12 protein-coding genes are annotated in these 12,318 nt (G+C 74.3%); 4 read left to right on the top strand and 8 right to left on the bottom strand.

Annotated features, from left to right (window positions below):
• Entirely contained in the window at positions 1 to 957 is a 957-nt protein-coding gene (locus ACZ58X_RS06375; protein ID WP_470332538.1) for a M48 family metalloprotease, read from the top strand.
• 18 nt (positions 958 to 975) lie between these two features.
• Here ACZ58X_RS06375 and ACZ58X_RS06380 read toward each other — a convergent pair whose 3' ends face one another.
• Positions 976 to 1,974 carry an NADP-dependent oxidoreductase gene (locus tag ACZ58X_RS06380; protein WP_470332539.1) on the bottom strand — a complete coding sequence of 333 codons (999 nt, stop codon included), beginning with the start codon at positions 1,972 to 1,974 and terminating at the stop codon, positions 976 to 978.
• Positions 1,975 to 2,107: 133 nt separating this feature from the next.
• Here ACZ58X_RS06380 and ACZ58X_RS06385 point away from each other — a divergent pair, with 133 nt between their 5' ends.
• On the top strand, positions 2,108 to 3,010 hold the full coding sequence (locus tag ACZ58X_RS06385) for a LysR family transcriptional regulator (protein ID WP_470332540.1): 903 nt from the start codon (positions 2,108 to 2,110) through the stop codon (positions 3,008 to 3,010).
• A gap of 24 nt (positions 3,011 to 3,034) precedes the next feature.
• On the opposite strand, the gene mug is transcribed toward ACZ58X_RS06385, so the two are convergent.
• The 7 genes from mug to ACZ58X_RS06420 form a co-directional block, all read right to left on the bottom strand.
• The gene (gene mug, locus ACZ58X_RS06390; RefSeq protein WP_470332541.1) at positions 3,035 to 3,577 is read right to left on the bottom strand and encodes a G/U mismatch-specific DNA glycosylase; all 543 of its coding nucleotides are present in this window, start codon (positions 3,575 to 3,577) and stop codon (positions 3,035 to 3,037) included.
• Positions 3,578 to 3,594: 17 nt separating this feature from the next.
• Positions 3,595 to 4,611 (bottom strand): phosphatase PAP2 family protein, encoded by a 1,017-nt coding sequence (locus ACZ58X_RS06395; RefSeq protein ID WP_470332542.1) that lies wholly within the window; start codon positions 4,609 to 4,611, stop codon positions 3,595 to 3,597.
• Positions 4,612 to 4,759: 148 nt separating this feature from the next.
• On the bottom strand, positions 4,760 to 5,839 hold the full coding sequence (locus ACZ58X_RS06400) for an aminopeptidase P family protein (RefSeq protein WP_470332743.1): 1,080 nt from the start codon (positions 5,837 to 5,839) through the stop codon (positions 4,760 to 4,762).
• A gap of 180 nt (positions 5,840 to 6,019) precedes the next feature.
• Positions 6,020 to 7,366: a M20/M25/M40 family metallo-hydrolase gene (locus ACZ58X_RS06405; protein ID WP_470332543.1), complete on the bottom strand. Its 1,347-nt coding sequence runs from the start codon at positions 7,364 to 7,366 to the stop codon at positions 6,020 to 6,022.
• A 9-nt stretch (positions 7,367 to 7,375) separates the two neighbouring features.
• Positions 7,376 to 7,813, bottom strand: a complete 438-nt coding sequence (locus ACZ58X_RS06410; RefSeq protein WP_470332544.1) for a hypothetical protein — start codon at positions 7,811 to 7,813, stop codon at positions 7,376 to 7,378.
• On the bottom strand, positions 7,810 to 9,345 hold the full coding sequence (locus ACZ58X_RS06415) for an APC family permease (RefSeq protein WP_470332545.1): 1,536 nt from the start codon (positions 9,343 to 9,345) through the stop codon (positions 7,810 to 7,812). Before ACZ58X_RS06415 ends, ACZ58X_RS06410 begins: the two co-directional genes overlap by 4 nt.
• A gap of 146 nt (positions 9,346 to 9,491) precedes the next feature.
• Positions 9,492 to 10,922 (bottom strand): MFS transporter, encoded by a 1,431-nt coding sequence (locus ACZ58X_RS06420; protein ID WP_470332546.1) that lies wholly within the window; start codon positions 10,920 to 10,922, stop codon positions 9,492 to 9,494.
• A gap of 140 nt (positions 10,923 to 11,062) precedes the next feature.
• Here ACZ58X_RS06420 and ACZ58X_RS06425 point away from each other — a divergent pair, with 140 nt between their 5' ends.
• Positions 11,063 to 11,722 (top strand): ArsR/SmtB family transcription factor, encoded by a 660-nt coding sequence (locus tag ACZ58X_RS06425; RefSeq protein ID WP_470332547.1) that lies wholly within the window; start codon positions 11,063 to 11,065, stop codon positions 11,720 to 11,722.
• A gap of 42 nt (positions 11,723 to 11,764) precedes the next feature.
• Complete coding sequence (locus ACZ58X_RS06430; RefSeq protein ID WP_470332548.1) at positions 11,765 to 12,253, top strand: hypothetical protein; 489 nt, start codon at positions 11,765 to 11,767, stop codon at positions 12,251 to 12,253.
• Positions 12,254 to 12,318: the final 65 nt, after the last annotated feature.

The raw sequence follows: 12,318 nt of genomic DNA on the forward strand, positions 1-12,318 counted from the left end.
GTGGGCTTCTTCGTCTTCCTCCCGCTGATCCTGCCGCTGACGGCGGTACCGATCGCCCGGCTGACCGAGCAGCACCTGCACCCGCGCGGCGCCGCCCGGCTGATGACCGTGATCAGCGCCGTGATGGCGGTGTGCAGTGTGCTCTGCCTCGGGCTGATCGGCGTGGTGGGCACCGCGCAGATCCCCGGTAACCCGCTGCCGGACAGTTGGTCCGACCCGGAGGTGCGGCACGCGCTGCCGTACCACGAGACGGTCGGCACCGCCGCGATGTGGCTGCTGGTGCTGGTCGGCTTCGCCTGCTCCCGGACGGTCGTGCGGCACTTGCGGGTCCGCTCCCGGGCCCGGCGGGCGCTGGCCGGACTGCCGGAGGCGCCGGCCGAGGCCGGTGACCTCGCGGTGCTGCCGGACCGCAGCCCGTACGCCTACGCGCTGCCCGGTTCGCCCGGGCGGGTGGTGGTCTCCACCGGGATGCTGGACGGGCTGGCCGAGGACGAGCGGGAGGCGCTGCTCGCGCACGAGCGGGCGCACCTGCGCCACCGCCACCACCGCTACCTGCTGACCACCCAGCTCGCCGCCTGCGTCAATCCGTTCCTGCGGCCGTTGCAGGAGGCGGTGGCGTTCAGCGCCGAGCGGTGGGCGGACGAGGAGTCAGCCCAGGCGGTCGGCGACCGGCGGATCACCGCCCGGGCGGTGGCCCGGGCGGCCCTGGTCTCGCACACCGCCCCGGTGCCCGGCTTCGCGGCCTTCGCCGCCCCGGCCCCGGCGCCCGGCCCGGTGCCGCGCCGGGTGGCCGCGCTGCTCGGCCCGGTGCCGACGGCCCGCAACTGGCCGCCGGCCAAGACTCCGGCGGGCCTGGCGGCGATGGTGGCCGCGGTCGGCACGGCGGCCTCGGCGCTGTGCGCGCTCAACGCGGCGGTGGCGCTGCTGGTGGTGTTGAAGGCCGTCACCCCCCTCTAGCGCCCACCCTGGGAGGGGTCAGATCCGGACGATCATCTTGCCGGTGTTGGCACCGCGCAGCATGCCCAGGAAGGCGTCCACCACGTGGTCGAAGCCGTCCACGACGGTCTCGTCCGGGACGAGGGCGCCGGAGCGCAGGTGCGGGACGGCGAAGTCGTACAGCTCCGGGCGGGCGTCCAGGTGGTTGCGGACCAGGAAGCCCTCCAGGCGCAGGCTCCGGCCGACCACGTCGTAGAGGTTGCGCGGCGCGGGCGGCGGGTCCAGCGGGTTGTTGTACTGGGCGACGGCGCCGCACCAGGCGATCCGGCCGTGGTCGCGCATCGCGCTGATCGCGCCCTCCAGGTGGGCGCCGCCGACGTTGTCCAGGTAGACGTGCAGCCCGTCCGGGGCGGCCTCGCGCAGCCGGTCGGCGATCGGGCCGTCGTGGTAGTCGAAGGCGGCGTCGAAGCCGAGGTGCTCGGTGAGGTGGGCGACCTTCGCGGCCGAACCGGCACTGCCGATGATCCGGCCGGCGCCGAGCAGTCGGGCGATCCGGCCGGCGGCGGTGCCGACGCCGCCGGCCGCGGCCGAGACGAACAGGGTCTCGCCGGGCTGCAGCCGGGCGATCCTGGTCAGGCCGACCCAGGCGGACAGCCCGGTGCCGCCGAGGATCGAGAGGTGGGCGCTGAGCGGGACACCCGCGAAGTCGGGCAGCAGGTTGGCACGGTCGGCGGTCACCACCGAGTGGGTGCGCCAGGCCTGCCGGTGGAAGACCAGGGCGCCGACCGGCAGTGCGTCGGCCCGGGACTCCACCACCCGGCCGAGGGTGCGGCCCTCCAGCGGGGCGTGCAGCTGCCAGCCGCCCTCGTCCATCTCCTCGCGCATGTACGGGTCGACGGACTGGTAGAGGTTCTCGACCAGGGCCTCGCCGGCGGTGAGCGCCGGGAGGGTCACGTCGACGAAGGCGAAGTCGTCGGCGCTCGGCGCGCCGGAGGGGCGGGAGACCAGGTGGACGGCGCGGGCGGTGGGGCGGGACATCGGCGGTGCTCCGTACGGGGGAGGTCGGCGGGGACGTGATCACCGTAGGAAGCGGGGGAGCGGCCGGGCAGGGGCCGGCGGCGATGGATCGGCTCCTTCCATGAGCGGATTCGATGGACGGTAGGTTCACCGCATGACCGAACTCGCCCCGCACGAGCTGCGCGTCCTGGTCGCCGTCGACGAGGAGCGGAGCTTCACGGCGGCCGCCGCGCGCCTGGAGACCACCCAGTCCGCCGTCTCGCACGCCGTGCGCGCCTGCGAACGGAAGCTCGGCGCGGTGCTCTTCGACCGCGGGCGCCACGGCGCGCGCCCCACCGAGGCCGGCACGCGGGCGGTCGGCTACGCCCGCCGGATCCTGCGGCTGCTGGCGGTGATGGGCCCCGAGGTGCGGAGCGCGGGCGCGGGCCCGGCGGGGCCGCTGACCGGTACGGTGCGGATCGCGGCCTTCCGCAGCGCCGCCGCCCACCTGCTGCCGCCCGTCCTGGCCCGGCTCGCCGCCGAGCACCCGGGGCTCACCCCGCGGGTGCGGATCGTCCGGGAGCTCGGCCGGGGCACCGCCGGGGAGGTCGCGGACGGGCGCGCCGACCTCGGACTGGCCACCCTGGACGCGGGCGGTCCGCCGGCCGTGCCCGGACTGGTCGCGGTGCGGCTGTACCGGGAGTCGTACGCCCTCGCCCACCCGCAGGGCCACCCGGAGCCCCGCCGGCTGCCGCTGGTGGACTGGGCGGAGAACTGCGGCTCGTACACCAGGGACTGGTGGCGGCGGCAGGACTGGCTGCCGCCCGCGACCGTCGACGCGGAGGACGACACGGTGGCGCTCTCGCTGGTCGCCCAGGGCCTCGGCATGGCGGTGATGCCGTGGACGGCACTGCTCGGCGCGCCGCCCGGGCTGGCCGTCACCGACCTCGGCCCGCGGCCGCCCAGCCGCTTCGTCGGGTACGTCACCACTCCCGAGCTGGCCGGGACGGCGGCCGTCCGGGCGCTGATCCGCGAACTGCGCGAGCTGCCGCTGCCGGCCGGGCTGACGGCGGCCTGACGGCGGCCTGACCAGGCCGGCCGGTCAGCCGTCGAGGCTCTCCCGGAGCGTGCGGAACTCGGCCGCCAGCGCGTCCAGGGTGTAGTGGGCGTTGAGGCCGCTGGGGTTGGGTAGCACCCACACCTCGGTGTCGCCGATGCCCTCCGGCTGGCGCCCGATCGCGGCCCGGCGCTGCCCGAAGGCCGTCCGGTAGGCGCCGATGCCGAGCACCGCGAGGACGCGCGGCCGCAGTCGTAGCACCCGCTCGCGCAGCGCCGCGCCGCCCGCGCGCAGTTCCTCGGCGGTGAGCTCGTCCGCCTTGGCGGTGGTGCGCGGGGCGACGTTGGTGATGCCGAGGCCGAGGGCGGGCAGTTCGCCCTGCTCGTCCGGGCGGTACTGGCGTTCGGTGAAGCCGGAGCGGTGCAGGGCGGGCCAGAAGCGGTTGCCCGGGCGGGCGAAGTGGTGGCCGGTGGCCCCGGACCACAGGCCCGGGTTGATGCCGCAGAACAGCACCCGCAGCCCGGGCCCGGTGACGTCCGGGATGGTGGTGTCCTGGGCGGCCCGCAGCTGTTCGGGGGTCGGCTTCATCGGTGTCGGGGTTTCCCTCACGGAATGGGAGTGCACCCGGCCGATTCTGCCCTGGCCGTCGCCGCCCGTGCGGTGCGGCGGTCGCGCAGCCACCGCAGGCCGAACACCACCACGGCGGCGTACGTCCAGCCGGCCAGGATGTCGATGATGAAGTGCTCGGCGCCGTAGACCAGGGTGAACGCCATGGCGAGCGGATAGGCGACCAGCAGGGCGCGCAGCCAGGGCCGGGCGGTGGGCCAGAACAGGAACAGCAGCATCGCCGGGTAGGCGGAGTGCAGCGAGGGCATCGCGGCGACGTCGTTGGCGAACTGGCTGCCGTTCTCCAGCAGCGAGTCGGCCTGCGGCAGGCCCATGGTGGAGATGGTCTCCCAGACCACCCGGTGCAGTTCGGGCATGTTGCCCTGCTGGCCGACCAGCCACGGCGGGTCGGCCGGGTATAGCAGGTAGGTGGCGAAGCCGGCGAAGGTCAGCGTGAAGTAGCAGCCGAGGAGTTGACGGAAGCGCTGGTGGGAGCGCCGCCACAGGACGGCGAGCAGGACGAAGACGACGAGGAAGTGCGAGAGGTAGACGGTCGTCGCCGCGTAGTCGTACCAGTGCGGTGAGCCGGGGGTGTAGAGCGCGTGCTGGAGCCGTACGGTCCAGGTCTCCCCGAAGCCGAGCACCTCGTCGAAGCGCAGCTGGGGCAGCCAGTGCGGGGCCCAGGGGGTGTGGGCGCCGTAGCCGCGCAGCAGCGAGTAGGCCCAGACCACGGCCATCACCGGGACCCAGTCGCGCAGCACCAGCAGGAAGCCGCGGGTGCCGTGCCCGCTGTGCACGGCGGCGGTGAGCAGGGCGCCGATCAGCCAGAGGAAGACCACGTCGTTGGCGAAGGCCATGCCCTGGGTGGCCAGGAACCAGACGAAGGCGGTGAGGTAGGCCGGCCAGGCCAGCAGCCGCAGTCTGGCCAGGCCGGTCCGGCGGTCGCGTTCGGTCACGGGACGCAGACGTCCGGCCCGCACCGGGGTCGGCGGGGCCGGGCTCAGCAGCTTCGTCATGTTCAGCGAAACTAGCAACGCAAGCTTGGAGGACTCTGGGCGAACTATGACCGGCTCGTAAGAAAATCGCACGGTTGGGTCAAATCTCGTCGGACGAAAGTCCCGTGATTCGGGCGAACGGTCCGTCGGAGCGGCCTCGCCGCCCCGGTCAGGCGACGGCGCCGAGCTCATGCGGGGTGTTGTTGAAGCGTCGTCCGCCGTTGGCCGTCACCGTGACGATGTCCTCGATCCGCACCCCGAACCGGCCGGGCAGGTAGACGCCGGGCTCGATCGAGAAGCACATGCCGGGCACCAGCGGCCGTTCCTCGCCCTCGACCAGGTACGGCGGTTCGTGGGTGGTGATCCCGATGCCGTGGCCGGTGCGGTGGATGAAGTGCTCGCCGTAGCCGCCCTCGGTGATCACCCGTCGGGCGATCCGGTCGATCTCCTGGCAGCTCACCCCGGGCCGGACCGCCTCGAAGGCGGTCTGCTGGGCGAGCCGGACCAGGTCGTGCACCTGCCGCACCTCGTCCGGGACGTCCGGGCCGACGTGCACGGTGCGGGTGGTGTCGGAGCCGTAGCCGTCCTTGAGGCCGCCGAAGTCCAGCACCACGGTGTCACCGGTGCGGATGATCCGGTCCCCGGCCTCGTGGTGCGGGTCGGCGCCGTTCGGGCCGGAGCCGACCACCGTGAAGTCGACCTGGCTGTGGCCGTACTGGATCAGCAGCGCGCCGAGGTCGGCGGCGACGTCGCTCTCCCGGCGGCCGGCGAATTCGACCTCCAGGATGCCCCGGTAGGCGGCGTCCGCGGCGCCGCCGGCCGCGGCCAGGCGCTCCAGCTCCTCGGCGTCCTTGACCGCGCGCAGCATCGGCAGCGCCTCGGTGAGCGAGGTGAAACCGCTGCCGGGCAGGGCGGATTGGAGGCCGAGCAGGTGCATCGCCCAGGCGTTGTCGGAGATGCCGTAGCGCCCGGCCGGCTCGAACAGCGGTCGGGCGGTGGCGTACGGGTCCTCGCCGTCGGACCAGTCGAGCAGCTCGACGGCCGGGGCGCCGAGCGCCTTCTCGGCGTCCGGGCGCTCCAGCCGGGGGACGATCAGCGCGGGGCGGCGGCCGGGGACGAGGACGAGGGCGGTGAGCCGCTCGGTGACGGCGGTGGGCCGGTAGCCGCACAGGTAGCTCAGGTCGGGGCCGGGGGCGACCACCAGGCCGGCCAGCCCGGCGGCCGTCGCCTCGGCGGTGGCCCGGGCCATCCGGGCGGCGTGGTCCTCGGTGGTGAACGGACGGGGCACGGTTGCTCCTCCTCGGGGCCGGGTGGGGGCGGTTGGTCCGGAGTCCTTCGACGCGGGTCCTGCGATGGCGGGTCCTGCGATGCCGGGTCCTGCGATGGCGGGTCCTTCGATGGTGGCCGACTCCGCCCGACTGCGCCACGGTCAGCGGCTGTTGGCGAAGTGCCGGAGGAACAGCGCCTCGACGTGGGCCATCCGCCGGATCTCCTCCGGGTCGACGCTCTCGTTCGGCGCGTGGATCAGGCAGCGCGGCTCCTCGACGCCCATCAGCACCAGCTCCGCCGCCGGAAAGGTGGTGGCCAGGACGTTGCACAGCGGGATCGAGCCGCCCTGGCCGAGGAAGGACAGCGGCTTGCCGTAGACCTCCTGCGCGGCCTTGTCGAGCGCGGCGTACGCGGGCCCGCCGGTGTCGGCCCGGAACGGCGCGCCGGCGCTCTCCCGCTCCGCCGTGACCCGGACGCCCCAGGGCGCGGCCGCCTCCAGGTGGGCGACCAGGGCGTCCTGGGCGGCGCGGGCGTCGGTGCCGGGCGGCACCCGCAGGCTGACCCGGGCCCGGGCGGCGGCCGGGACGGCGGCCGCGGAGCCGACCACGGGCGGGCAGTCGATGCCGAGGACGGTGACGGCGGGGCGGGCCCAGAGCCGGTCGGCGACGGTGCCGGAGCCGGTCAGCCGGACGCCGTCCAGCACCCCGGCGTCGGTCCGGAAGGCGCCCTCGTCGTAGCCGACGCCGCTCCAGGTGCCGGTGCAGTCCAGGCCCTCGATCCGGGTGCCGCCGTCGGCGTCGCGCAGCGAGTCCAGCATCCGGATCAGTGCGGCCAGGGCGTCCGGGGCGGGGCCGCCGAACATGCCGGAGTGCACGTCGCCGGTGAGCGCCTCGACGCCGACCACCACAGTGACCACCCCGCGCAGCGAGGTGGTGGCGGTGGGCACGCCGACGGCGGCGTTGCCGGTGTCGCAGATCAGCAGGGCGTCCGCGTGCAACTCCCCGGCGTGCGGGGGCACGTACTGCTCCAGGCCGCCGGTGCCCTGCTCCTCGGAGCCCTCGACCACCAGCTTGAGGCCGACCGGGACGTCCTCGCCGAGCGCCCGCAGCGCGGTGAGGTGCATGACGATGTTGCCCTTGCAGTCGGCGGCGCCGCGCCCGTACCAGCGGCCGTCGCGCTCGGTGAGCCGGAACGGCGGGGAGGTCCAGGCGGCCTCGTCCAGCGGGGGCTGGACGTCGTAGTGGCTGTACAGCAGGACGGTCGGGGCGCCGGGCGGGGGCGGGCGGTGGCCGACCACGGCGTGGCTGCCGTCCGGGGTCTCCTCCAGGTGGACGTCGCGCAGCCCGACCCCGGTGAAGGCGGCGGCGACCCACTCGGCGGCCTCCCGGCACTTCTCCGGCGGGTACTGCCGGGGGTCGGCGACGGACGGGATGGCCACCAGCTCGGCCAGGTCGGCCCGCGCCTGGGGCATCAACTCGTCGATCCGCCGGGCGAGTTCGTCGGTCATCTGAGGCTCCTACTTGCGCACGGTGTCGCGCAGGTCGAGGTCGTCGATCTTGTCCTGGATGGCGGCGAGCCGGTCCGGGCAGTACACCGAGAGCACGATCGCCTCGGCCTTGACCACCTCCCGGTCGGACAGCACCGGGCGCTGGCCCGGCCCGCCCGCGCCGTTGGACATCCCGTACGTCCACTGCGCCTGGTTGAGCGCGTTCGCCGGGTCGGCGCAGACCGCGCCGCCGTCCTCGCCGAGGGTGTGGGTGATCTGGTCCTGGGAGGGCACCGGGTAGCCGGCCGAACCCAGTCTGGTGGCAAGCTGTTTGGCCTTCTCGTTCGCCAGGTCGGTGGCGTGCAGCCGGGTGAACGACAGCAGGCCGGTGACCAGCATCGCGACCAGCAGCGCGATCGAGCCGAGGTAGATCCAGCGGTGCCGGGAGGCCATCGGTCCGGTGGTCATGAGGTCGCTCCTCCTTCGGTCCGGCGCAGTTCCTGCGCCTCCTGGGCGGCCAGCTCGGCCGCCGCCTCGGGCGAGCGCCAACTCGGCCTGCGCAGCCGCAGGAAGAGGAAGGGGATGACCAGCCCGAGCAGCAGCAGGCCGCCGCCGACGATCCCGATGTACGACCAGACGCTGCCGCTGCCGAACTGCGAGGACGGTACGAAGCCGATGCCCATCGCGGCGGCCGAGGCGAGCAGGCCGATCACGCAGATCGGTACCAGGGCCGGGGCCCGGTAGCCGCGCGGATGGTCCGGCTGGGTGCGGCGCAGCCGGATCGCGGCGCTGAACATCAGCAGGTAGACGATCAGGTACACCTGGGTGGTGATCACCGAGAAGATCCAGTAGGCGCTGGAGACGTTCGGGATCAGTGCGTACAACAGGGCGATGGCGGTGGTGACCACGCCCTGGGTGACCAGCAGGTTCTGCTGGACGCCCTCGCGGTTGAGCTTCTGCAGGAACGGTGGCAGGTAGCCCTCCTGGCGGGAGATCAGCAGCAGTCCCTTGGAGGGCCCGGCCAGCCAGGTCAGCATGCCGCCGAGCGAGGCGGCGATCAGGGCCACCGCGATGACCGGGGTGAGCCAGCCGATGCCGAAGTACTGGAAGAAGGCGTCGAAGGCCTGCATCACCCCTGCGGTGAGGCTCAGTTCGCTGGACGGCACCACCCAACTGATCGCCAGCGCCGGCAGGATGAAGATCGCCAGCACCATCGCGGAGGCGGTGAACATCGACCGCGGGAACTCCCTGGCCGGGTCGCGCAGCGAGGAGACGTGCACCGCGTTCATCTCCATGCCGGAGTAGCTGAGGAAGTTGTTGACGATCAGCACCAGGCTGGCCAGCCCGGTCCACTGCGGGAACAGGTGCGCGGTGTCCATCGGGGCGGCGGAGGCGTTGCCCTCGCCGAGGAAGACGAAGCCGAGCACGACCAGCAGGGTGCCGGGGATCAGGGTGCCGATCACCAGGCCCATCGAGGACAGTCCGGCGACCGCCTTCGTCCCGCGCGAGGAGACCCAGACGCCGGTCCAGTACAGCACCATGATCACGACCGCGGTGTACGGGCCGTTGCTGGCCAGCCGGGGGTTCACCACGTAGGCGATGGTCGAGGCCACGTAGGCCAGCAGCGACGGGTAGTAGAAGATCGTCATCGCGAACTGGCACCAGACGGCCAGGAAGCCCAGCGGCTTCGACAGGCCCTCCGAGACCCAGCGGTAGACGCCGCCCTCCCAGCCGGAGGCCAGTTCGGCGGAGACCAGCGCGGTCGGCAGCAGGAACACCACCGCGGGGACGAGGTAGAGGAAGACGCAGGCCAGCCCGTACACCGCCATGGTCGGGGCGGAGCGCAGGCTGGCGACCGAGCTGGTGGTCATCAGGGCGAGGGTGATCCAGGACATCCGCGGGGCGGCGGCCAGTCGGCCGGCCACCGAGCCGCCGCGCTCCCGGGTGGCGGGGCCGGCCTCGCCCCCGGGGCCGGGCGGGGGCGCGTCCGTGGCACTCATCGGTCCTCCTCCGGTACGGCCCCGGTCGGCTGCTCGGGGGAGCGGGGGCGCCGGGGAAGGGGCCCCGGAGGCGGGCCGTACCCGGTCAGTTCACCCGGTTGCCGCGCCCGTCGCATGCGGCGGGCGGCCGTGCGGGTGACCCGTGCTCAGCCCTGGGCCGACACCGGCGCGGCGGTCGGCCAGACGGCGCGGCGCAGGGTGCGGCTCGCGGTGGCGGGCAGCAGGGCGGCGGCGAGCAGGGCGGCGATCGCGACGAGCGTGACGGCGGGGGAGAAGCGGTCCAGCAGCAGGCCGGCGGCGAAGGAGCCGGCCGGCATCCCGGCGGTGAGCAGCGTCATGGTCGCGGCGATCACCCGGCCGCGGAGCCGGTCGGGCACCTGACGGAAGACCAGCAGGTCGAGCATCACCCGCAGGGCCGGGACGCCCGCACCGACCAGGAACAGCGCGGCGAACACGGTGACCGCACCGCCGGGCAGCAGCGGCGCCAGCGGGACCGGCACGGCGATCCAGGCCACCGCGAGCAGCAGCACGCCGGGGCCGGCCAGCCGGTGCAGCCGGGAGACCAGGGTCGCCCCGGCCAGCGCCCCGACCGCCTCGCCGGCCAGCGCCAGGCCGATCCCGCCGCTGCTGGTGCCGTGTTCGCGCAGCAGCACCATGACCGGCAGCAGCAGTGCCGCCCCGGTCAGGTTGATCACCAGCAGGACGGCCAGCGCGGGGCGCAGCAGCGGGGAGGCGGCGAGGAGACGGAAGCCGGCCAGCGCGCCGCCCTCCTCCTGCTCCTCCTGCTCCGGCTTCGCCGCCCGGCCCGGCTGCCCGGCCGCGGCCGCCGGTCCGGCGGGGAAGCGCACCAGCAGGGCGGTGATCAGCGCGACCAGCGAGGCGAACGCGGCGCCGAGGAAGGGCACCGAGCGGCCGAGTCCGAACAGGAAGCCGGCCAGTGGCGGGCCGGCCAGCGCGGCGCCGCTCATCCGGGCCTCGTCCTGGGCGAGCGCCTGTGACAGCTGCTCCGGCGCGACCACCGAGCGCAGGGCCAGCAGCCGGACCGGGCCGCTGTAGGCGATCGTCGCGCCCACCAGTGCGGCGACCACCAGCAGGTGGACCAGGGTCAGCCGGTCGAGCGCCAGGGCCGCCGGGACGCTGAGCAGGGCCAGCAGCCGGACGGCGTCGGAGGCGACCAGCACCCGGCGGCGGTCCCACCGGTCGGCGACCGAGCCGCCGTGCACGCCGAGCAGCAGGGTGGCGGCCATCTGGACGGCGCCGAAGGCCCCGGCGGCGGTCGACGAGCCGGTGAGGGCGAGGACCAGCAGGGGGAAGGCGGTCTCGCCGATCATCAGGCCGAGGGTCGCGCAGGAGGTGCCGGCCCACAGGGCCTGGAACCGCAGGTTGCGCCGCAGCGGTACGGGCGGCGGCGGGTCCGCCGGTCCGGGCGCCGCCCGTACCGCTGCGGCCACTGCCCGTTCGGCCGCCGCCTGGCGCTCCGCCGCCTGCCGCTCCGCCGCCTGGCCGTCCGTCGTCGGCCCGTCCGTCGTCTGCCCGTCCGCCGTCCGCTCGGCCGTCGCCGTGGTGTGCTCCGTCATGGACCGACCCCCATCGTTCGCGTTCTCCGACACCGTTCACGCTATCGTGAATGATGGCGCGAGTGTGAGCAATTGCGCAAGGGTGAGCGCTCACCGGGGCGTGATTGCGTCCGGAGCGGCCGATCTGCGAGGGTGGCCCCGTGGCCGAGCACGAACGGGAACCCGCCGACGGGGACGAGCAGCAGCAGCCCACCACCTGGGTCAAGGAGCGCCAGGTGGGCGACGTCGCGGTGCTCAAGGCGTTGGCCGACCCGCTGCGCCTCGCCATCCTCGGCGCGTTGAAGACCGCCGAGGACCGTCCGCTGACCGCCAAGGAACTCGCCGCCGAGCTCGGCGAGCCGCAGACCAAGCTCTACCGGCACATCAAGCAGTTGGAGAAGGCCGGGCTGGTCCTGGTGGCCGGTACCCGACTGGTCTCCGGCATCGTGGAGAGCCGCTACCGGGTCGCCCAGGACTCCATCCGGCTCGCCCCGGAGATGTTCACCGCCGACTCCCCGGCCCGCTCCGAGGCGTACGACGCCATGCTGGCCGCGATCGACCGGGTCCGCGGCGAGTTCCGCGCCCATGTGGCCGACGGGCGGCTGGATTTCAGCCGCCCGCAGGGCGGTTCGGGCCCGTCGGCCGGGCTGTTCGCGCACTTCACCCTCCGGCTCGACCCCGACCGGCTGACCCGGCTCCGCGCCCAACTGGCCGAGATCTTCGACGGCTTGTCCGAAGAAGGTCCGAGTACGGCCGATGACGCCGTGGACGTGACCCTCTTCACCCTGCTCTACGGTCTCCGCGCGGGCACGGAACGATAAATTCCGGGCCGACTGTCGGTGCGGTGGGACAGCATGTCCGGCATGTCGTATGAACTCCAAGCGCTGATCGGCATGTTGGAGCTGCTGACGGTGGCGGCGGCGGAGGTGCCGGCGGCCCGGGTGGTGCCGCTGGCCCAGGGGCTGGCGCTCATCCCGGTCACCCCCGCCGTGCTGTCCGCGCTCCAGGGCGACGCCGCGGTGGCCAAGTCCGTCGGCGGGGCGGGATTCGGCGGGCACTCCGACGGGTTCGAACTCCGGCTCGCCGCCTGGTCCAAGGCCGGTCCGATCGCCTGCGTCGAGGCCGAGTACTTCGGTGGCGGTGGGACCCAGCGCGCCGCCGTCTGGTTCGACGGCCGGATCGTCCTGGGCCCGCTCGCCAGCGGCGAGTTCGAGCCCGCGCCGGCCGAGGGCACCCCGATCTCGCGTGCCCTGCGGTGGCTCGGCGGGTGCGTCGAACCGGGTCGGGCGGACGAGTTCGACTCGGTCGGGCTGGGGGCGCACCGCAGCACCGCGGAGTGGGCGGGGGGCTGAGCTGTCGTACGGCGCGTCGTACCGCGGCCCGGTCGGTGGGCCGGCGTTCGACGCGCCGCCGTTCG

This window comes from Kitasatospora sp. NPDC040550, assembly GCF_055594965.1.